Below are 19,666 nucleotides of genomic sequence, written 5' to 3'. Positions count from 1 at the left end.
AGGGACGGGGCCCGGCACCGCGAAGGTGCCGGGCCCCGTCCTCGTGAGAAGGGAACGACCGGGTCTACTCGGACGGCGCCCAGTAGTCGAGCAGCGTGGCCACGCCCGGCTCCAGGGCCTTCCAGGAACCGGTGAAGGAGAGCACGGCGAAGGCGGCGGCGGGGAAGCCGAGGCGGCTCATCCGCTCCTGCGCGTCGCCCTCGGACTGGCCGGCCAGGATGTCGGCGAGGCCCTGCACGCCGGGGTTGTGGCCGATCAGGAGTGCGTTCTGCACATCGTCGGGGGTTTCGTTGAGCACGGCGATCAGCTCGCCGGGAGAGACCTCGTAGAGCCGCTCCTCATAGACCGTTTTCGGCCGGTGAGGGAGCTCGTGGACGGCGAGTTTCCATGTCTCGCGGGTCCGGGTCGCGGTGGAGCAGAGGGCCAGATCGAAGGGGATGCCGGTGTCGGCCAGCCTGCGTCCGGCGACGGCGGCGTCCTTGCGGCCCCGCTCAGCGAGCGGCCGCTCATGATCGGAGACCTCGGGCCAGTCGGCTTTCGCATGCCGGAAAAGGACAATCCTGCGGGGTTCTGCGACGCTCATGGTTCCCAGCTTCGCACGAAACACGCCATGGGGCGCAGGGAGTTGACTGGCTGCCCCGACGTGGTGTGCCGGGAGCTCAGGAGCCCTGGTTCAGCACGATCTGCTGGACCTGCTCGAAGAGCCTGCCGACCGCCGGGTCGCCGCCTGTCGCGTGGGCGTCGGCGGGGTTCAGTATCACCAGGAGCAGCGCGGCGAAGGCGAGCGCGGGGAGGACGAGGGCCCACCAGGGGAGCCGGGTCTCGACGCCACGCCTGGTCGCCGGGTGGGGCGGGATGTGCGTTGGGGCCGACATGCCGCCTCCGTGGGGCTTCGAGTGGTCCGTGGTCCGCGTCCTCGCGGTCACATCTCGAAGTTACGGAATCCGGAGCCCTCAACCCATCCGGAGATCCACCCACTTGACCCTGACACTCACCCCCTAGGGGATGGTGGGGCTACCCCCACCATCGCCTCGCGGAGGCGTCACACCTGAGGGTCCGGGGCGGGCTTCGGACGGGTCAGGGCGAGGCGATCGACGCGATGACGCCGATGATCACGAAGATGAGGAGGAACGCGCCGAAGACGAGCAGCATCTTCTTCTGGCCGTTCTGGGGATTCGGGTCGAGCACGGGCATGGGCCCAGTCTCCCACCCCTCGGGCGCCCGCTCACGGGTGGGGTCCGGTCAGGGGCGTAGGCACGCGGGTGGGGTCCGTCGCGGGCGTAGGCACGCGGGTGGTGGTGCGGCGAGGTCACAGGCAGGGTCTCCGGGCCGCCGCGCCGCTAGCCCCCCGACGGTCACCGCCGGCGTGCGGCCTCGTCCTCCACCGTGCGGTCGCGGCCGGCCAGGATGCCCACCACGATCTGCGGGATCATCAGGCCCGCCATGAGCGCGATCGGCAGCCCCCAGCCGCCGCTGTGCTGGTAGAGCACGCCCACCAGGAGCGGGCCGGGGATCGAGATGAGGTACCCGGTGCTCTGCGCGAAGGCGGAGAGCTGCGCGACCCCCGCTCCCGTCCTGGCCCGCATGCCGACCATGGTGAGGGCCAGCGGGAACGCGCAGTTGGCGATGCCGAGCAGCAGCGCCCACGCCCAGGCGCCGCCCGCGGGGGCGAGGTAGAGGCCCGCGTAGCCGACGAGGCCGCAGACTCCGAGGGCGACCACGATCGGTCCCTGGTGGGGCAGGCGCGTGGCAAGCCGCGGGATGACGAAGGCCAGCGGCACGCCCATCACCATGGTGACGGCGAGCAGCAGTCCGGCCGTGCCCGCCGGGACACCCGCGTCCCGGAAGATCTGCGCCATCCAGCCCATCGTGATGTACGCGGCGGTGGCCTGGAGCCCGAAGAAGACGGCCAGCGCCCATGCGGTACGGCTCCGGGTGATCCGCAGTGCGGAGGGCTCCTGACCAGCCGCGGAGGCCAAGGGCACACCATGAGCGGAGGCCGGAGTCGAGGCGGCGTCTCTTGACAGGGCCGTGCCCCGGGCCCGTACGAGTGGAATCCACGGCAGTACGGCGACGGCCGCGAGCCCCGCCCAGACGGCGAGCCCCGCATGCCAACTGCCGCCCAGGGCCCGGGTCATGGGCACGGTGACGGCGGCAGCCGCGGCGGTGCCGAGGGCGAGGGCCATGGAGTACAGGCCGGTCATGGAGCCGACCCGGTCCGGGAACCAGCGCTTGACGATCACCGGCATCAGGACGTTGCTGACCGCGATGCCCATGAGGGCGAGGGCGCTGGCGACCAGGAAACCGGCCGTGTTCCCGGCGAAGGGCCGGATCGCCAGTCCCGCGGCGATCGCGACCATGCCGGCGCAGACCACGGCGGCGGGTCCGAAGCGGCGGGCGAGACGCGGCGCCATGACGCCGAAGACGGCGAAGCACAGCGGCGGTACGGAGGTGAGGAGCCCGGCGAAGCTGCCGCTCATGCCGAGCCCGTCGCGCACCTCTTCGAGGAGGGCGCCGAGGCTGGTGATGGCGGGGCGCAGGTTGAGGGCGGTGAGGACGATGCCGATGATCACCACACGCGTCATCCACGCGCGCGTGGCAGGCGGTTGGAGTTCCGCGTCCTGTGCGGAGCTGCGTATCGGTGGGGACATCGCCGTCCGGGTTTCCTCGCCAGTCATGCCAGCCATCATAGAATCATGGGATGATTGGTTGTCCAATCCCCTGGTGCACACCTGGGGCACAATCCCCTGACACGCATTCCGGTGCGTCCTCCCGGTGCACCCCCTGGCGCGAAGGACCGTCATGCCGCTGAGCCACCCCCGCCGATCGGCACTGTCCGAGCAGGTCATCGCCGAGCTGCGGAACCAGATCACCTCGGGCGAGTGGCCGGTGGGCTCCCGTATCCCCACCGAGCCCGAGCTGGTCGAGCAGCTGGGGGTCGCCCGGAACACGGTCCGCGAGGCCGTCCGCGCGCTCGCGCACAACGGCCTGCTCGACATCCGTCAGGGCTCGGGCACCTACGTCGTGGCGACCAGTGAGCTGGCGGGCGTGATGCACCGCCGCTTCGCGGACGCCGATCCGCGGCACATCGCCGAGCTCCGCTCCACGCTGGAGTCGAGCGCGGCGAAGCTGGCCGCCGAGCGCCGCACGGAGCGCGATCTGAAGCAGCTGGACGCCCTCCTCGTACGCCGGGAGGAGGCCTGGGAGTCGGGCGACGCCGAGGCCTTCGTGACCGCCGACACGACCTTCCACCTGGCCGTGGTCGCCGCGTCCCACAACGACGTCATGACGGCGATGTACGCGGACCTGGGCGAGGTCGTGCGCGACTGGCTGCGCGAGGACGTGGGCGAGGAGCTGACGCCCGAGACGTACATGGACCACACGCGTCTGGTGGACGCCATCCGCACGGGCGACGCGCAGACCGCCGCCGCGGAGGCCGCGGGCTATCCGTTCCTGTGCCGCCCGAGCCGACCCGCCGACGTCACCTCCGCGTGAACGAGCCCGTCGTCAGCGCTGGTGACTGACCCACGCCGAGCGGACTTCCTTCCAGCAGCGGCCGGCCAGCCGTACGGTCTGCGCGGGTCCGGCCTCGACCGAGACGCCGTCGGAGTCGATGTCCCACCACGGGTCGCACTCGATGTGCAGACGGACGTGATCGGGCTCCGGGTACGGGTTGTGGCAGTACGCCGTCACGTACGAACCCTCGACGGCGGTCCGGCATGCCGCCCCGAAGGGCCTCTCCTCCACGGGCACGCGCGCGTGGGGTGCCGTTTTCGTGGTGTGCGAGGCGGCGCCGCAGGGCAGCGCGAGCAGGAGGGTCAAGGCAGCGAGCAGCGGGGCGAAGCGCTGGGACAGGCGCACAAGGGGACCTCCTCGGCAGGGCTCGGGAGGACATCTCGGGAGGTGGAACTCCTACTCCAGAGTGCGCTGTTACCGGCCCGCACCGCCCGGCCGGTAGGGCCGAACGGGTGACGCCCCGCTCCCCGCACGCTGCGGGAAACGGGGCGTCGAAGCCGTACAACGGCCGTACGAAGGGCCGTATGAAGGCAGGTGCGTAAGCGTTCGCGTAAACGCTTACGCGCCGATCGCGTGCAGACCGCCGTCGACGTGGATGATCTCGCCGGTGGTCTTCGGGAACCAGTCGCTGAGCAGGGCGACGATGCCGCGGCCGGCCGGGTCGGGGTCCTTGAGGTCCCACTCCAGGGGCGAACGGCTGTCCCACACGGCGGCCAGGTCACTGAAGCCCGGGATGGACTTGGCGGCCATGGAGCCGATGGGGCCCGCGGAGATGAGGTTGCAGCGGATGTTCTGCTTGCCCAGGTCACGCGCCATGTAGCGGCTGGTGGCCTCCAGGGCGGCCTTGGCCGGGCCCATCCAGTCGTACTGCGGCCAGGCGTACTGGGCGTCGAAGGTGAGGCCGACGACCGAGCCGCCGTTCTGCATCAGCGGCAGACAGGCCATGGTCAGCGACTTCAGGGAGAAGGCGGAGACGTGCATGGCCGTGGCGACCGACTCGAACGGCGTGTTGAGGAAGTTGCCGCCGAGGGCGTCCTGCGGGGCGAAGCCGATGGAGTGCACGACGCCGTCCAGGCCGCCCAGCTCCTCGGCGACCAGGTCGGCCAGCCGCGCCAGGTGCTCGTCGTTGCTGACGTCGAGCTCGATGACCTTGGTGGGCTTGGGGAGCTTCTTGGCGATGCGCTCGGTCAGCGTGGGCCGCGGGAACGCGGTCAGGATGATCTCGGCGCCCTGCTCCTGGGCCAGCTTCGCGGCGTGGAAGGCGATGGAGGACTCCATCAGCACACCGGTGATCAGGACGCGCTTGCCCTCGAGAATTCCACTCATGGTGATCAGTGACCCATTCCCAGTCCGCCGTCTACGGGGATGACGGCTCCAGTGATGTACGAGGCGTCGTCCGAGGCGAGGAACCGCACCGTCGCGGCGATCTCCTCGGGCTTCGCGTACCTGCCGAGCGGCACCTGCTTCACGATGCCCTCGCGCTGTTCGTCGGTGAGCACCTTGGTCATGTCGGTGTCGACGAAGCCGGGCGCGACGACGTTGAAGGTGATGTTGCGCGAGCCCAGCTCACGGGCGAGCGAGCGCGCGAAGCCGACGAGGCCGGCCTTGGAGGCGGCGTAGTTGGCCTGGCCCGGACCGCCGTACAGCCCGACGACCGACGAGATCAGGACGACGCGGCCCTTCCTGGCGCGCAGCATGGCGCGGTTGGCGCGCTTCACGACCCGGAAGGCGCCCGTCAGGTTGGTGTCCAGGACGGAGGTGAAGTCCTCCTCGGACATCCGCATCAGCAGCTGGTCCTTGGTGACGCCGGCGTTGGCCACGAGCACCTCGACCGGGCCGTGCTCGGCCTCGATCTCCTTGTAGGCCTGATCCACCTGCTCGCTGTCGGTGATGTCGCACTTGACGGCGAGGAAGCCCTCCGGGGGCTCGCCCGAGCGGTACGTGATCGCGACCTTGTCGCCCGCGTCGGCGAAAGCGCGGGCGATGGCGAGGCCGATGCCCCGGTTTCCTCCGGTGACGAGAACCGAGCGGCTCAACGGATCACCCTTTCGATAGCCGGTCTGGTACCTCGAAAACCTATCGGCACCGTCCCCCGTACGGAGAATCGGGCGCCGACAGTGACGTACCGGACTCGCTGTCGGATCCCTACAGAAAGTTGTGGCCCCCGGCGCGCCCGCGCGACATGATCGGACGGACAGGCGACGACAGCAGGGAGACCTCCGTGCCCCATTCCATCGACGAAGCCTTCACGGCACTGCCGCTGAGGGCTCTGGCCGACGCGGCGCTCGCGCGGGCCAGGGCGCTGGGCGCCGACCACGCCGATTTCCGGTTCGAGCGGGTGCGCAGCGCGGCCTGGCGGTTGCGGGACGCGAAGCCCGCCGGGTCCTCGGACACCACGGATCTGGGGTACGCGGTGCGTGTGGTGCACGGCGGGACCTGGGGGTTCGCATCGGGTGTGGACCTGACGATGGACTCCGCCGCGAAGGTGGCGTCGCAGGCCGTGGCGATGGCGAAGCTGTCGGCCCAGGTGATCAAGGCGGCGGGTTCGGACGAGCGCGTGGAGCTCGCGGACGAGCCGGTGCACGCCGAGAAGACCTGGATCTCCTCGTACGAGATCGACCCCTTCTCCGTACCGGACGAGGAGAAGTCCGGGCTGCTCGCCGACTGGAGCGCGCGGCTGCTCGCGGCGAACGGCGTCAGTCATGTGGACGCCTCGCTGCTGACGGTGCACGAGAACAAGTTCTACGCGGACACGGCGGGGACGGTGACCACGCAGCAGCGGGTCCGGCTGCATCCCCAGCTGACCGCCGTCGCCGTCGACGAGTCGAGCGGCGAGTTCGACTCGATGCGCACGATCGCGCCGCCCGTCGGACGCGGCTGGGAGTACCTCACGGGCACCGGCTGGGACTGGGAGTCGGAGCTCGCGCGGATCCCGGAACTGCTCGCCGAGAAGATGCGGGCACCGAGCGTCGAGGCGGGCGTGTACGACCTGGTCGTCGACCCGTCCAACCTGTGGCTGACCATCCACGAGTCCATCGGCCACGCCACCGAGCTGGACCGCGCGCTCGGCTACGAGGCGGCGTACGCCGGGACCTCCTTCGCCACCTTCGACCAGCTGGGCAAGCTGCGGTACGGCTCCGACCTGATGAACGTCACCGGGGACCGCACCGCCGAGCACGGGCTCGCGACCGTCGGGTACGACGACGAGGGCGTGGCCGGGCAGTCCTGGGACCTGGTGAAGGACGGGACGCTGGTGGGCTACCAACTGGACCGGCGCATCGCGAAGCTGACCGGCTTCGAGCGGTCCAACGGGTGCGCGTACGCCGACTCCCCCGGCCATGTGCCCGTACAGCGCATGGCGAACGTGTCGCTGCAGCCGGATCCCGCCGGGATGTCCACGGAGGATCTGATCGGGAGCGTCGACCGCGGGATCTATGTCGTCGGCGACCGGTCGTGGTCGATCGACATGCAGCGCTACAACTTCCAGTTCACCGGCCAGCGGTTCTTCAGGATCGAGAACGGGCGGATCACCGGTCAGCTGCGGGACGTGGCCTACCAGGCGACGACGACGGACTTCTGGGGCTCGATGGCGTCGGTCGGCGGCCCGCAGACCTACGTCCTGGGCGGCGCCTTCAACTGCGGCAAGGCCCAGCCGGGCCAGGTCGCGGCGGTCTCGCACGGCTGCCCGTCGGCCCTCTTCAAGGGCGTCAACATCCTCAACACCACGCAGGAGGCCGGTCGATGAGTCCTCGTACGAACAAGCCGCACGAGATCGTCGAGCGCGCCCTCGAACTGTCCCGGGCGGACGGCTGCGTCGTCATCGCCGACGAGCAGTCGACCGCCAACCTGCGCTGGGCGGGCAACGCGCTGACCACGAACGGCGTCACGCGCGGACGCACGCTGACCGTCATCGCGACCGTGGACGGCCGCGAGGGCACGGCGTCCGGGGTCGTCTCGCGTGCGGCCGTGACCGCGGACGAGCTGGAGCCGCTGGTGCGGGCCGCCGAGGCGGCGGCCCGCGGCGCGGGTCCGGCGGAGGACGCGCAGCCGCTCGTCGAGGGCGTGCCCGTCTCCCCCGACTTCACGGACGCGCCCGCCGAGACCTCTTCGGCGGTCTTCGCCGACTTCGCCCCGGCCCTCGGCGAATCGTTCGCACGCGCGCGTGCGGGCGGACGCGAGCTGTACGGCTTCGCCAACCACGAGCTCGTCTCCAGCTATCTCGGTACGTCCACGGGGCTGCGCCTGCGTCACGACCAGCCCAACGGGACGCTGGAGTTGAACGCCAAGTCGCCGGACCGTACGCGCTCGGCGTGGGCCGGCCGCTCCACGCGGGACTTCAAGGACGTGGACCCGGCGGCGCTCGACGCGGAGCTGGCCACGCGGCTGGGCTGGGCCGAGCGGCGCGTCGAGCTGCCCGCGGGCCGGTACGAGACGCTGCTGCCGCCGACCGCGGTCGCGGACCTGCTGATCTACCAGATGTGGTCGGCGGCGGCCCGGGACGCGGCCGAGGGCCGGACGGTGTTCAGCAAGCCCGGCGGCGGGACGCGCGTCGGCGAGAAGCTCACCGGCCTGCCGCTGACCCTGCGCAGCGACCCGAACGAGCCGGGCCTGGAGTCCGCGCCCTTCGTGCTCACGCACTCCTCCGGCGACGACGCCTCCGTCTTCGACAACGGGCTGCCGCTCCGGCCCACGGAGTGGGTCAGTGAGGGCGAGCTGCGGCATCTGACGAGCACCCGGCACAGCGCCGGCCTGACCGGTCTGCCGGTGGCCCCCGGCATCGGCAACATCATCCTGGACGGCGGCGAGGACAAGTCCCTGGAGGACATGGTCGCCGCGACCGAGCGGGGCCTGCTGCTGACCTGCCTCTGGTACATCCGCGAGGTCGACCCGGCGACGCTGCTGCTGACCGGGCTGACCCGGGACGGCGTGTACCTCGTCGAGAACGGCCAGGTCGTCGGCGAGGTGAACAACTTCCGGTTCAACGAGTCGCCGGTGGACCTGCTGGGGCGGGCGACCGAGGCAGGGCGCACGGAAAAGACGCTGCCGCGCGAGTGGAGCGACTGGTTCACCAGGGCCGCGATGCCCGCCCTGAGGGTGCCCGACTTCAATATGAGCTCTGTCAGTCAGGGCGTATAACCTCGATAGCCTCGCAGTCGGCTGCCATCCCGGCTGACCGAAGACCATTCCCGGCTGCCTGAAGATCATCCAAGGAGACACGAGAACCGTGACGGACATCGTCGACGAGCTGAAGTGGCGCGGGCTGCTCGCCCTCTCCACTGACGAGGACGCATTGCGCAAGGCGTTCGCGGACGGTCCCGTCACGTTCTATTGCGGCTTCGACCCGACCGCGCCCAGCCTGCACCTCGGCAACCTCGTGCAGATCCTCACGATGCGCCGGATCCAGCAGGCGGGCAACCGCCCGCTGGGCCTGGTCGGGGGCGCCACGGGCCTGATCGGCGACCCGAAGCCGAACTCGGAGCGCACGCTGAACGAGCCGGAGGTCGTGGCCCAGTGGGTCGAGCGGCTGCGCGCCCAGATCCAGCCGCTGCTGGACTTCGAGGGTCCGAACGCCGCGGTGATGGTCAACAACCTGGACTGGACCCAGGGCCTGTCGGCCATCGAGTTCCTGCGTGATGTGGGCAAGCACTTCCGGGTCAACAAGATGATCGCGAAGGAGGCCGTCTCCCGGCGGCTCAACTCCGACGCGGGCATCAGCTACACGGAGTTCAGCTACCAGATCCTCCAAGGCATGGACTTCCTGGAGCTCTACCGGAGGTACGGCTGCACGCTGCAGACCGGCGGCAGCGACCAGTGGGGCAACCTCACCTCGGGCACCGACCTGATCCACCGGGTCGATCCGCAGGCCGTGGTGCACGCGCTGGGCACACCGCTGATCACCAAGGCGGACGGCACCAAGTTCGGCAAGACGGAGTCCGGCACCATCTGGCTGGACCCGGAGATGACGACGCCGTACGCGTTCTACCAGTTCTGGCTGAACGCGGACGACCGGGACGTATCCAAGTTCCTGCGCATCTTCAGCTTCAAGTCCCACGAGGAGATCGAGGAGCTGGAGAAGCTCACCGAGGAGCGTCCGCAGGCCCGGGCCGCGCAGCGCGCCCTCGCCGAGGAGCTGACGACGCTGGTGCACGGCGGGGAGCAGACGGCCGCCGTGGTCGCCGCGTCGCGGGCGCTGTTCGGCCAGGGTGAGCTGACCGGTCTCGACGAGGCGACGCTGGGCGCGGCGCTCTCCGAGGTGCCGCACATCCAGGTCGCCGAACTCGGTCCGGTGGTGGACCTCTTCGCCGAGGTGGGGCTGGTGGCCAGCAAGTCCGCCGCGCGGCGGACGGTGAAGGAGGGGGGTGCCTACGTGAACAACGTGAAGGTGGCCTCCGAGGATGCCGTCCCCGGCAAGGAGGACCTGTTGCACGGGCGGTGGCTGGTGCTGCGGCGGGGCAAGAAGAACCTTGCCGCCGTCGAGCTCCGCTAGGAGCTTGGAAACGGCGGGTCGGTTCGTATGGTGCGGGTGCGTGGGGGCTGGTCGCGCAGTTCCCCGCGCCCCTAAAAGCTGAAGGCGGGGCGGGGATCCTGGTGGATCCCCGCCCCGCCTTCCCCGTACGTTCAGGCTCTCTCTTTGTTGCCCCGCATCGCCGTGTACATCATGTCGCCGAGGAAGACGATGACGATCGCGGCGCCGAGTTGGAGGGCGTGGCGGCCCCAGTCGATGCCGCGGGTCTCGTCGATGCCGAAGCCACGGGCGATCGCGTTGCCGACGATCGCGCCGATGATCCCGAAGATCGTGGTGAGCCAGAGCGGGCTGTGCTGCTTGCCCGGAATGATCGCCTTGGCCAGCAGGCCCAGCACGAATCCCACGATGATCGCCCACAACCAGCCCATGGCTGCCTCCTATACGGCTCTACGTGAGCATTACGCCCAGTCTCGGCCTGTCCGCCATACGGCGCATGTCGGGCACGGCCATACGCGGTACGACGCAGCCCTCCCCCGCCGAAACCGGACCTGCCCCGGTCTCGTAGGCGACGCAGCCGCGGCGTAACGTGGAGGCTGTACGGGCCAGGGGAGTGTCCGACACAGGCGGGTGGTGGAACGTGATGCGGAAGCAGAGCGAGGCCGAGGTCTTCCGGATCACCGGAGCCAGGCAGGGCCTCGCCGACGATGTACGCGGCAGGCAGCGCCGTTACATCATCTCGATGTCCGTCCGCACACTCTCGGTGATCCTCGCGGCCACCCTCTGGAACGTCGAACGGCACGTCGCCGTCGTTGCCCTGGCGCTCGGCATCCTGCTCCCGTACGTCGCCGTGGTGATCGCCAACGCGGGCCGGGAGAACGCGCCCTCGCTGCCGTCCACGTTCGTGACCGCGCCGACCCGTCCGATGCTCGCGGCACCCCGTGCGGGCGACGCCGCGGAATCCGTCCCGGAAGACCTCGTGACCGATCCGGGCGCCCGCCTGCGGGACGAGCCGCACGAGCGGACCTGACCACGAACGATCGTCCGTGACCGGAATTCAGGACCGTACCAAGCTCAAGAAAAGCTCAGATCAATCATGTTGTTCCGGTGCCGGGCAGCGGGTTACCCGTGACATACTTCGTACGCGCTCCGCATCCCCCGTCGGAGCGACAGACCGACGCCGGGCAGCTCCCCCCGTGGCTGCTCGGCGTCGCCTTTTGTGGAGCCGGGTTCACGGCCCCCTCGACAGCACCCCGAGCGGCCGGCCGACACCGCTGACGTAGGGTCGAGACGTGATTCTGAACGTCCCCGGTTCCGACCCGTCCTCACCCTCCACGCCCATCTGTTCGGCGAAGGGCTGCCGAGCCGACGCGGTCTGGGTCCTCGCCTGGAACAACCCCAAACTGCACACGCCGGAGCGCCGCAAAACGTGGCTCGCGTGCGAGGAACACCGGGAGCACCTGTCCCAGTTCCTGGGCGTACGGGGCTTCCTGAAGGACGTCGTACTCCTGGAGGACTGGGAGTCCCCGGAGTCCTCTTAGAGCAGCGTCCCCTCGGAGGGCTGGGCGATCAGCCACCGATCGCGGACATGGGCCGGTCCGGCTGGACGAACGTCGGGTCGTCCAGGCCCGCCCCCGCCTTCTTGCCCCACATGGCGAGCCGCCAGATACGGGCTATCTCCTCGTCCGGCGCGTCCGAGCGCAGTGCGGCCCGCAGGTCGGTCTCCTCGCGCGCGAAGAGGCAGGTGCGGACCTGGCCGTCGGCCGTCAGCCTCGTACGGTCGCAGGCCGAGCAGAACGGGCGCGTCACGGAGGCGATCACACCGACGCGGTGCGGGCCCCCGTCCACGACCCACCGCTCGGCGGGTGCCGAGCCGCGCTCCTCGGACCCCTCCTCGGTGAGCTCGAAGCGCGTACGCAGTGAGGCGAGGATGTCACCGGCGGTGACCATGCCGTCGCGCTTCCAGCCGTGCTGCGCGTCCAGGGGCATCTGCTCGATGAACCGCAGTTCGTAGTCGTGCTCCACGGCCCAGGCGAGCAGGTCGGGCGCCTCGTTCTCGTTCAGTCCCGGCATCAGTACGGAGTTGACCTTGACCGGGGTCAGGTCCGCGGCGCGGGCGGCTTCGAGGCCCTCGATGACGTCCTTGTGGCGGTCACGGCGGGTGAGGGTCTTGAAGACGTCGGGGCGCAGGGTGTCCAGCGAGACGTTGACCCGGTCCAGGCCCGCCGCCTTCAGGGCGGTCGCGGTGCGCTTGAGGCCGATGCCGTTCGTCGTCAGGGACATCTGGGGGCGCGGCTCAAGGGCGGCCACGCGCTCCACTATGCCGACGAGACCGGGGCGCAGCAGGGGCTCGCCGCCGGTGAAGCGGACCTCGGTGATGCCCAGCCGGGTGACCGCTATCTCGATGAGTCGGACGATCTCGTCGTCCGTGAGCAGGTCGGGCTTGGCCAGCCACTGCAGGCCTTCCTCGGGCATGCAGTACGTGCACCGGAGGTTGCACCGGTCGGTCAGCGAGACACGCAGATCGGTGGCCACTCGGCCGTAGGTGTCGATGAGCACGTGGGCCCCCTCCCTCTAGCTCTTTCCGTACGGACCTCGGCAGAGACATCCGGTCGATCAGTTGGTCGATCAGTCGATCCGATACCAGCGAGCCTACGTGACGGGACCGACAACGAGTCGGGCCCTGATCCCACGAGACGCACCACGGCCGCGTCGTAGGGATCTACGACGCGGCCGTCGGGCGGGACGGTCAGTGCGCTCCGGTACCGGTGAGGGAGCGGACCTCCAGTTCGGCGTACTTGCCGGTGTCCGGCTCCTCCTTGGACAGGACCGTGCCGAGCCAGCCGAGCAGGAAGCCGGCCGGGATCGAGATGATGCCCGGGTTCTCCAGGGGGAACCAGTGGAAGTCGACGTCCGGGAACATCGAGGTGGCCTTGCCGGAGACGACCGGCGAGAACAGCACCAGGCCGACCGCCGTGGTGAGGCCTCCGTAGATCGACCACAGCGCGCCCTGGGTGGTGAACTTCTTCCAGAAGAGGCTGTAGAGGATCGTCGGCAGGTTGGCGGAGGCCGCGACCGCGAAGGCGAGGGCGACCAGACCGGCGACGTTGAGGTCGCGGGCCAGGGCGCCGAGGCCGATGGAGACGACACCGATGCCGATGGTGGCGTACCGGGCGGCGTTGATCTCCTCCTTCTCGGTGGCCTTGCCCTTCCTGATGACGTTCGCGTAGATGTCGTGGGCGAACGACGAGGACGAGGCCAGGGTCAGACCGGCGACCACCGCGAGGATCGTGGCGAAGGCCACCGCCGAGATCGTGGCGAGCAGGATCGCGCCCCAGGCCGAGTCGACGCCGCCCAGATGCAGGGCGAGCAGCGGCGCGGCCGTGTTGCCCGCGGGGTTGGACGCGACGATCTCTTCCTTGGAGATGAGGGCCGCCGCACCGAAGCCGAGCGCGATGGTCATCAGGTAGAAGCCGCCGATGATGCCGATCGCCCAGTTCACGGACTTACGCGCGGCCTTGGCGTTGGGCACCGTGTAGAAGCGGATCAGGATGTGCGGCAGGCCCGCGGTGCCCAGCACCAGGGCGATGCCCAGCGAGATGAAGTCGATGCTGGACGTGGTGGTGAGGCCGTACTTCAGGCCCGGCTCCAGGAAGGCCGCGCCGCCGCCGCTGTTCTCGGCGGCCTTGCCGAGCAGGTCGGAGATGTTGAAGTCGAACTTGAGCAGTACCAGGAAGGTGATGAGCAGGGTGCCGCTGATGAGCAGCACGGCCTTGACCATCTGGACCCAGGTGGTGCCCTTCATGCCGCCGATGGTGACGTACACGATCATCAGGACGCCGACCAGGGCGACGATGCCGACCTTCCCCGCGTCGCTGGTGATGCCGAGCAGCAGCGAGACCAGGACGCCCGCGCCCGCCATCTGCGCCAGCAGGTAGAAGATCGAGACGACGATCGTGGAGGTGCCGGCCGCCGTACGCACCGGGCGCTGGCGCATGCGGTACGCGAGGACGTCGCCCATCGTGTACCGGCCGGAGTTGCGCAGTGGCTCGGCGACCAGGAGCAGGGCCACCAGCCAGGCGACCAGGAAGCCGATGGAGTACAGGAAGCCGTCGTACCCGAAGAGGGCGATGGCGCCGGCGATGCCGAGGAACGAGGCGGCGGACATGTAGTCGCCGGAGACCGCGAGGCCGTTCTGGAAGGCGCTGAACTGACGGCCGCCGGCGTAGAAGTCGGCGGCGTCCTTGGTCTGCCGGCCCGCCCACACCGTGATGACGAGGGTGGCGACGACGAAGACCGCGAACAGGGAGATGATCAGCGGTCGGTGTTCGCTGGCCTCCCCCGCCGCGAGCTGCACCTGCGCGAGGTGGACCTGAGTGATCGCGGGGCTCATGCGCCGCCCTCCATCCGGGACTTGATCGCCTCGGCCTTGGGGTCGAGCTTGGACGAGGAGTGCCGCTCGTACCACCAGGCGATGAGGAACGTGGTGAGGAACTGGGCGAGGCCCAGGACGAAGGCGACGTTGATGTTGCCGAACAGCTTGGTGCCCATGAAGTCGTCCGCGTAGATCGACAGCAGGACGTACAGCAGGTACCAGCTGATGAAGCCGATGGTCAGCGGGAAGGCGAAGGAGCGGTGGGCGCGGCGCAGTTCACCGAACTCGGCGCTCTCCTGTACCTCAACGAATTCCTCGGTGGTGGGGAAATGAGGTTCGGCCTTCGAGGGGGGCGGTGCGTCGGTGGCCACGGAGTCTCCTCGCGTTGCGGGTGCGGTTGCGACGTTGGACGGGGGTCTTTGGGGATCGGGGGACGGACTGGGTACGGACATGGCTGATTTCTGACCTCACGGTGATGTGGATCACGTGGGCCGGGTGGCGATGCTAGGTGCCCCGGGCGTGATCCGACAGGGGGCTCGATCGTGCTCGTGCTCCCTGCTCAACGTCACGGAGCCGCGTGAGGAGCGGTTCAACTCCGGTCACTTATTTCGGAAGTCGCGGCCGACGTTTCGGAAGACATCCCCGTAAGTCATTGCTGGCCAGGGACGACGGGAGATAGCTTCGGGCCTGCACCACCCCGTCATGTACCTGCCCGGGCACCACCTGTGTTCGGGCCGGTTCCGTTTCCGGATGATGTGGAGATCCCATGGCTCATCTGCGTTCCAGACGCCGTCTCGCCCTCGCCGTGCCCGTTGTTCTGTCGCTCACCGCCTCGCTCGGTTTCATTCCGGGCGTCGCCACGGCGGCTGCCCCCCAGTCGGCTCCCGCCGTCACGGCGGCGGACGGCCCGAACCTCGCGTACGTGGTCAACACGAAGACCGACCGCCGCACCATCGAGTCGGTGAAGAAGGCGATAGCCAAGGCCGGCGGCACGGTCGTCACCACCTACGCCAAGATCGGCGTCATAGTCGTCCACTCCGCCAATCCGGAGTTCGGCCCGCAGATACGCACCGCGCACGGTGTGCAGTCCGCCGGTGCCACCCGCACGACGCCGCTGACCGCGGCGGGCACGACGGACGAGGGCGCCGCCGACTATCTGTCGGCCGCCGAGGCCGCCAAGGTGAAGGCCGCGGCCACCCCGGAGAGCGAGCCCCTCGAGGCCGACCAGTGGGACCTGCGCGCGATAGGCGCCGACAAGGCAGCCAAGATCAACCCGGGCAGCAAGAAGGTCACGGTCGCCGTGATCGACACGGGTGTCGACGACACGCACCCGGACCTGGCCCCGAACTTCTCCGCCAAGCAGTCCGCCAACTGCGTGGGCGGCGTGGCCGACACGAGTGAGGGCGCCTGGCGTCCGTACACCGCCGAGGACTACCACGGCACGCATGTCGCCGGTGAGATCGCCGCCGCCCGCAACGGCATCGGTGTGGCCGGTGTCGCGCCCGGCGTGAAGGTCTCCGGCATCAAGGTCAGCGACCCGGACAACGGGCTCTTCTACCCGGAGAGCGTCGTCTGCGCCTTCGTGTTCGCCGCCGACCACGGCGTGGAGATCACGAACAACAGCTACTACGTGGACCCGTGGCTCTACAACTGCATGAACGACCCGGACCAGAAGGCGATCGTCGACGCGGTCAACCGGGCCCAGCAGTACGCCACGAAGAAGGGCACCCTGCACCTCGCGTCGGCCGGCAACTCCAACCACGACCTGGACTCGGACGCGATCGTCGACGACACGAGCCCCGACGACTCGACGCCGGTCAGCCGCACGATCGACCCGCACGAGTGCTTCGACGTACCGACCCAGCTCCCGGGCATCGTCACGGTGAGCGCGACGGGCGTGCAGAACCTCAAGTCGTACTACTCGACGTACGGCAAGGGTGTCATCGACATCGCCGCGCCCGGTGGTGACCGGCTGTACCAGATCCCGGACACCCCGTCGAAGAACGGCCGCATCCTCTCCACGATGCCGAACAACCAGTACGGCTTCCTGCAGGGCACCTCGATGGCCTCGCCGCACGCCGCGGGTGTCGCCGCGCTGCTGAAGTCCGAGCACCCGTGGGCGAGCCCCGCCCAGCTGCAGGCGCTGCTCAAGGCGCAGGCGGACAACCCGGGCTGCCCGGACTCGTACGACCAGGACGGCAACGGCACGCAGGACGCCAACTGTGAGGGCGGCAAGCGTGTCAACGGCTTCTACGGCTTCGGCATCGTGAACGCGCTGAAGGCGGTCAAGTAGCCCGCGTTTCCCGGGACTTCCCGCACGGCCCGCACGTATTCGCGAAACGAACTGGAGACAGCATGACAGCGCCTCAGACGCGCTCCCGCCGCGTCATAGCCATCCCGCTGGGAATGGCCCTGGCGACGGCTCTCGCCTTCCTGCCGAACGTCAGCGCCTCGGCGGCCCCGGCACCCGACTCGGCCGGTGTCGCCGACGCGGCGGCGAAGATCTCGGCGGAGGCCACCCCGCTGAGCTACGTCGTCAACGTCCGCGCCGGGCACGGCCCTTCCTCCCAGGTGAAGAAGGCCATCGCCCGGGCCGGCGGCACGATCGTGACGTCGTACGACAAGATCGGCGTGATCGTCGTCCACTCGTCGAACGCCGACTTCGCCAAGACGATCCGCAAGGTGCGCGGGGTGGAATCGGCGGGCTCGACGCGCACGGCGCCGCTGCCCGCGCAGTCCACGACCGACGTCGGCACCCCCAAGGTGCTCACCTCGGAGCAGGTCGCGGACGTCGAGGCGGCGGCCGGGCAGGACCCGTTGGAGCCGCTGCAGTGGGATCTGCCCGCCATCAAGGCGGACAAGGCGCACGAGAAGACGCTCGGCAGCAAGAAGGTCACCGTCGCCGTGATCGACACCGGCGTCGACGACACGCACCCCGACATCGCGCCGAACTTCGACCGCGACGCGTCGGTCAACTGCGTGTCGGGCAAGCCGGACACGACCGACGGGGCCTGGCGGCCGAGCGCCGCCGAGAGCCCGCACGGCACGCATGTCGCGGGCGAGATCGCGGCCGCCAAGAACGGCGTCGGCGTCACGGGTGTCGCGCCGGGCGTGAAGGTCTCCGGCATCAAGGTCTCCACGACGGCCGGCTTCTTCTACACGGAGGCCGTCGTCTGCGGCTTCATGTGGGCGGCGACGCACGGCGTGGACGTCACGAACAACAGCTATTACACCGACCCTTGGTACTTCAACTGCAAGAACGACCCGGACCAGAAGGCGCTCGTCGAGGCCATCGGCCGGGCGACGAAGTACGCGGAGAAGAAGGGCACGGTCAACGTCGCGGCGGCGGGCAACGAGAACTACGACCTCTCCGCCGACGAGATCACCGACCCGGTCTCGCCGAACGACTCGACTCCTTCGGAGCGCGTCATCGACCCGTCGGAATGCCTTGACATCCCGACCCAGTTGCCGGGTGTCGTCACCGTCGCGGCGACCGGCGCCAAGGGCATCAAGTCGTCCTTCTCCAACCACGGCCTGGGCGTCATCGACATCGCCGCCCCCGGCGGCGACTCGACGCGCTTCCAGACCCCGGCCCCGCCGGCCACCAGCGGCCTGATCCTCGGCCCGCTGCCCGGCGGCACCTGGGGCTACATGGCCGGTACGTCGATGGCGTCCCCGCACGTCGCGGGCGTCGCCGCGCTCATCAAGTCGACGCACCCGCACGCCTCGGCGGCCAAGGTGAAGGCCCTGCTGTACGCGGAGGCCGACGCCACGCCGTGCACCAAGCCGTACGACATCGACGGCGACGGCAAGGTCGACGCGGTCTGCGAGGGGCCGAAGAACTACAACGGCTTCTACGGCTGGGGCACCGCCGACGCACTGGACGCGGTGACGAAGTAGCACCTCTCTGAGGGAAGTAACGCCTCTCTGACGGGAGTTGAGCTTCCTTCAGGAGTCGAGCCGGGTGGCCCACGGGCCACCCGGCTCTCGCGCGTCCGGAGGCACCGCGCCCCCTGCTGGATGCCGCCTCCCATGCCGGAGGCCGCGTCCCATGTTGATCGCGTACACCCTGCATAGTGCCTGTATGACGCATTCCGATGCACCGACCACGGAGTTCGCGTGGACCGCGCTCGGCGGGGATCCCGGGCTGCTCCCACGGTTGTCGGCCGTCGTACGGTCCGGCGCGCTCGAAGCGCGGCTGCCCGTACGGGAGTTGGCGCGGGCCTGTGTGGGGGCGTGCGCGCTGGCCGCCGCCGAACTGGGCGCGCGGCGGGCGGGGCTCGCCGAGGTGCCCGAGGTGCGGGTCGACGACGGGGCCGTCGCCACGGCGTTCGTGAGCGAGCGGCATCTCCTCGTCGACGGGCGGGCGCCGGTCGCCTTCGCGCCCCTGTCGCGGTTCTGGCGGACGGCGGACGGGTGGGTGCGCACGCACGCGAACTACCCGCACCACCGGGCGCGGCTGCTGGGCGCCCTGGGGCTGCCCGACGACGCCTCGGTGGAGACCGTGGGCGGGTGCCTGGCGGAGCGGTCGGCCGTGGAGGTGGAGGACGCGGTGTACGCGGCCGGGGGCCTCGCCGTCGCGCTGCGCACTCCGGAGGAATGGGCACGGCACGAGCAGGGGGTGGCGGTCGCCGGGCAGCCGCTCGTCGAGCGCGGGGCACTGGGCTCCGCCGTCCCGCGGAGGCTCCCGCCGCTCGCCGGTGACCCGCTGTCGCCCGCCGCGGGGCTGCGCGTGCTCGACCTCACCCGTGTCATCGCCGGGCCCGTCACGACCCGGACCCTGGCACTGCTCGGCGCGGACGTCCTGCGCGTCGACCCGCCGGGGCTGCCCGAACTCGCCGACCAGCACACGGACACCGGCTTCGGGAAGCGGTCCGCCACGCTGGACCTGACGGCCGGCCGCCACGACCGGCAGGTCTTCGAGGAACTGCTCGCCTCGGCGGACGTCGTCGTGACCGGCTACCGCCCCGGCGCCCTGGACCGGTTCGGGCTCTCCGCGGAGGCGCTCGCCGAGCGGCGGCCCGGGATCGTGGTGGGGCAGTTGTCGGCGTGGGGAGCGTACGGGCCGTGGGGCGGGCGACGGGGGTTCGACAGCCTGGTGCAGGTGGCCACCGGCATCGCGGCCCTTGAGGGGGCAGAGGAGAGGCCCGGCGCGCTGCCCGCGCAGGCCCTCGACCACGGCACGGGGTATCTGCTGGCGGCCGGGGTGCTGCGCGCGGTCACGGAGGGGCTGGACGAGGGCGGGACACGGTTCGTACGGCCGACGTTGGCGCGGACGGCGGCCTGGCTGACGGCCGGGGACGGGGCCGGGC

At 70.1% G+C, this 19,666-nt stretch carries 20 protein-coding genes; 9 read left to right on the top strand and 11 right to left on the bottom strand.

Annotated elements, in window-relative coordinates:
* Window positions 1–64 precede the first annotated feature (64 nt).
* The 4 genes from AOK17_RS28390 to AOK17_RS28380 all read right to left on the bottom strand — a co-directional run bounded on the left by AOK17_RS28390 (window position 65) and on the right by AOK17_RS28380 (window position 2,690).
* Window positions 65–583: a SixA phosphatase family protein gene (locus AOK17_RS28390; RefSeq protein WP_055615411.1), complete on the bottom strand. Its 519-nt coding sequence runs from the start codon at window positions 581–583 to the stop codon at window positions 65–67.
* A 76-nt stretch (window positions 584–659) separates the two neighbouring features.
* The gene (locus tag AOK17_RS28385) at window positions 660–875 is read right to left on the bottom strand and encodes a hypothetical protein (protein ID WP_055615410.1); all 216 of its coding nucleotides are present in this window, start codon (window positions 873–875) and stop codon (window positions 660–662) included.
* 202 nt (window positions 876–1,077) lie between these two features.
* Window positions 1,078–1,194 (bottom strand): SGM_5486 family transporter-associated protein, encoded by a 117-nt coding sequence (locus AOK17_RS53630; protein WP_107102519.1) that lies wholly within the window; start codon window positions 1,192–1,194, stop codon window positions 1,078–1,080.
* Between the two features lie 161 nt (window positions 1,195–1,355).
* A complete protein-coding gene (locus AOK17_RS28380) occupies window positions 1,356–2,690 on the bottom strand; it encodes a CynX/NimT family MFS transporter (protein WP_055615409.1) in 1,335 nt (444 codons plus the stop codon).
* Between the two features lie 112 nt (window positions 2,691–2,802).
* On the opposite strand from AOK17_RS28380, the gene AOK17_RS28375 reads away from it, so the two are divergent.
* The gene (locus AOK17_RS28375; RefSeq protein WP_055615408.1) at window positions 2,803–3,495 is read left to right on the top strand and encodes a FadR/GntR family transcriptional regulator; all 693 of its coding nucleotides are present in this window, start codon (window positions 2,803–2,805) and stop codon (window positions 3,493–3,495) included.
* 12 nt (window positions 3,496–3,507) lie between these two features.
* On the opposite strand, the gene AOK17_RS28370 is transcribed toward AOK17_RS28375, so the two are convergent.
* The 3 genes from AOK17_RS28370 to fabG all read right to left on the bottom strand — a co-directional run bounded on the left by AOK17_RS28370 (window position 3,508) and on the right by fabG (window position 5,552).
* Window positions 3,508–3,861: a hypothetical protein gene (locus AOK17_RS28370; RefSeq protein ID WP_055615407.1), complete on the bottom strand. Its 354-nt coding sequence runs from the start codon at window positions 3,859–3,861 to the stop codon at window positions 3,508–3,510.
* Between the two features lie 213 nt (window positions 3,862–4,074).
* On the bottom strand, window positions 4,075–4,842 hold the full coding sequence (gene fabI, locus AOK17_RS28365) for an enoyl-ACP reductase FabI (protein ID WP_055615406.1): 768 nt from the start codon (window positions 4,840–4,842) through the stop codon (window positions 4,075–4,077).
* Between the two features lie 5 nt (window positions 4,843–4,847).
* Window positions 4,848–5,552: a 3-oxoacyl-[acyl-carrier-protein] reductase gene (gene fabG / locus AOK17_RS28360; protein WP_055615405.1), complete on the bottom strand. Its 705-nt coding sequence runs from the start codon at window positions 5,550–5,552 to the stop codon at window positions 4,848–4,850.
* A gap of 185 nt (window positions 5,553–5,737) precedes the next feature.
* On the opposite strand from fabG, the gene AOK17_RS28355 reads away from it, so the two are divergent.
* From AOK17_RS28355 to tyrS, 3 genes are all read left to right on the top strand, one after another.
* Entirely contained in the window at window positions 5,738–7,261 is a 1,524-nt protein-coding gene (locus tag AOK17_RS28355) for a TldD/PmbA family protein (RefSeq protein WP_055615428.1), read from the top strand.
* A complete protein-coding gene (locus tag AOK17_RS28350) occupies window positions 7,258–8,652 on the top strand; it encodes a metallopeptidase TldD-related protein (RefSeq protein WP_055615404.1) in 1,395 nt (464 codons plus the stop codon). The genes AOK17_RS28355 and AOK17_RS28350 overlap by 4 nt, the downstream gene beginning before the upstream one ends.
* Before the next feature lie 88 nt (window positions 8,653–8,740).
* Window positions 8,741–10,003, top strand: coding sequence for a tyrosine--tRNA ligase (tyrS, locus tag AOK17_RS28345; RefSeq protein ID WP_055615403.1), 1,263 nt, complete (start codon window positions 8,741–8,743; stop codon window positions 10,001–10,003).
* A gap of 131 nt (window positions 10,004–10,134) precedes the next feature.
* Here tyrS and AOK17_RS28340 read toward each other — a convergent pair whose 3' ends face one another.
* Complete coding sequence (locus AOK17_RS28340; protein ID WP_055615402.1) at window positions 10,135–10,410, bottom strand: GlsB/YeaQ/YmgE family stress response membrane protein; 276 nt, start codon at window positions 10,408–10,410, stop codon at window positions 10,135–10,137.
* 212 nt (window positions 10,411–10,622) lie between these two features.
* Here AOK17_RS28340 and AOK17_RS28335 point away from each other — a divergent pair, with 212 nt between their 5' ends.
* Both AOK17_RS28335 and AOK17_RS28330 read left to right on the top strand, forming a co-directional pair.
* Window positions 10,623–11,009 carry a DUF3099 domain-containing protein gene (locus AOK17_RS28335; RefSeq protein WP_079053328.1) on the top strand — a complete coding sequence of 129 codons (387 nt, stop codon included), beginning with the start codon at window positions 10,623–10,625 and terminating at the stop codon, window positions 11,007–11,009.
* A 262-nt stretch (window positions 11,010–11,271) separates the two neighbouring features.
* On the top strand, window positions 11,272–11,520 hold the full coding sequence (locus tag AOK17_RS28330; protein WP_055615400.1) for a hypothetical protein: 249 nt from the start codon (window positions 11,272–11,274) through the stop codon (window positions 11,518–11,520).
* 28 nt (window positions 11,521–11,548) lie between these two features.
* Here AOK17_RS28330 and moaA read toward each other — a convergent pair whose 3' ends face one another.
* From moaA to AOK17_RS28315, 3 genes are all read right to left on the bottom strand, one after another.
* Window positions 11,549–12,538 (bottom strand): GTP 3',8-cyclase MoaA, encoded by a 990-nt coding sequence (moaA, locus tag AOK17_RS28325; protein ID WP_055615399.1) that lies wholly within the window; start codon window positions 12,536–12,538, stop codon window positions 11,549–11,551.
* 190 nt (window positions 12,539–12,728) lie between these two features.
* Window positions 12,729–14,372 carry a solute symporter family protein gene (locus AOK17_RS28320; RefSeq protein WP_055615398.1) on the bottom strand — a complete coding sequence of 548 codons (1,644 nt, stop codon included), beginning with the start codon at window positions 14,370–14,372 and terminating at the stop codon, window positions 12,729–12,731.
* Window positions 14,369–14,725, bottom strand: coding sequence for a DUF485 domain-containing protein (locus tag AOK17_RS28315; protein ID WP_055615397.1), 357 nt, complete (start codon window positions 14,723–14,725; stop codon window positions 14,369–14,371). Before AOK17_RS28315 ends, AOK17_RS28320 begins: the two co-directional genes overlap by 4 nt.
* Window positions 14,726–15,120: 395 nt before the next feature.
* On the opposite strand from AOK17_RS28315, the gene AOK17_RS28310 reads away from it, so the two are divergent.
* The 3 genes from AOK17_RS28310 to AOK17_RS28300 form a co-directional block, all read left to right on the top strand.
* On the top strand, window positions 15,121–16,647 hold the full coding sequence (locus AOK17_RS28310) for a S8 family peptidase (RefSeq protein WP_055615396.1): 1,527 nt from the start codon (window positions 15,121–15,123) through the stop codon (window positions 16,645–16,647).
* A 62-nt stretch (window positions 16,648–16,709) separates the two neighbouring features.
* Entirely contained in the window at window positions 16,710–18,254 is a 1,545-nt protein-coding gene (locus AOK17_RS28305; RefSeq protein ID WP_055615395.1) for a S8 family peptidase, read from the top strand.
* 184 nt (window positions 18,255–18,438) lie between these two features.
* Window positions 18,439–19,666, top strand: a 1,228-nt coding sequence (locus AOK17_RS28300) for a CoA transferase (protein WP_055615394.1), incomplete at its 3' end; no start/stop codon positions are given.

The organism is Streptomyces phaeochromogenes (assembly GCF_001418655.1).
Lineage (GTDB): Bacteria > Actinomycetota > Actinomycetes > Streptomycetales > Streptomycetaceae > Streptomyces > Streptomyces phaeochromogenes.
The sequence above is the reverse complement of the archived record's forward strand: the minus strand, read 5'-3'. Positions and strand labels throughout refer to the sequence as shown.

Bases quoted from the DNA above. Each gene is read 5' to 3' on its own strand.
- AOK17_RS28390 (WP_055615411.1), bottom strand. From the start codon at position 583: ATGAGCGTCGCAGAACCCCGCAGGATTGTCCTTTTCCGGCATGCGAAA.
- AOK17_RS28385 (WP_055615410.1), bottom strand. From the start codon at position 875: ATGTCGGCCCCAACGCACATCCCGCCCCACCCGGCGACCAGGCGTGGC.
- AOK17_RS53630 (WP_107102519.1), bottom strand. From the start codon at position 1,194: ATGCCCGTGCTCGACCCGAATCCCCAGAACGGCCAGAAGAAGATGCTG.
- AOK17_RS28380 (WP_055615409.1), bottom strand. From the start codon at position 2,690: ATGATGGCTGGCATGACTGGCGAGGAAACCCGGACGGCGATGTCCCCA.
- AOK17_RS28375 (WP_055615408.1), top strand. From the start codon at position 2,803: ATGCCGCTGAGCCACCCCCGCCGATCGGCACTGTCCGAGCAGGTCATC.
- fabI (WP_055615406.1), bottom strand. From the start codon at position 4,842: ATGAGTGGAATTCTCGAGGGCAAGCGCGTCCTGATCACCGGTGTGCTG.
- AOK17_RS28350 (WP_055615404.1), top strand. From the start codon at position 7,258: ATGAGTCCTCGTACGAACAAGCCGCACGAGATCGTCGAGCGCGCCCTC.
- AOK17_RS28340 (WP_055615402.1), bottom strand. From the start codon at position 10,410: ATGGGCTGGTTGTGGGCGATCATCGTGGGATTCGTGCTGGGCCTGCTG.
- AOK17_RS28335 (WP_079053328.1), top strand. From the start codon at position 10,623: ATGCGGAAGCAGAGCGAGGCCGAGGTCTTCCGGATCACCGGAGCCAGG.
- AOK17_RS28320 (WP_055615398.1), bottom strand. From the start codon at position 14,372: ATGAGCCCCGCGATCACTCAGGTCCACCTCGCGCAGGTGCAGCTCGCG.
- AOK17_RS28310 (WP_055615396.1), top strand. From the start codon at position 15,121: ATGGCTCATCTGCGTTCCAGACGCCGTCTCGCCCTCGCCGTGCCCGTT.
- AOK17_RS28305 (WP_055615395.1), top strand. From the start codon at position 16,710: ATGACAGCGCCTCAGACGCGCTCCCGCCGCGTCATAGCCATCCCGCTG.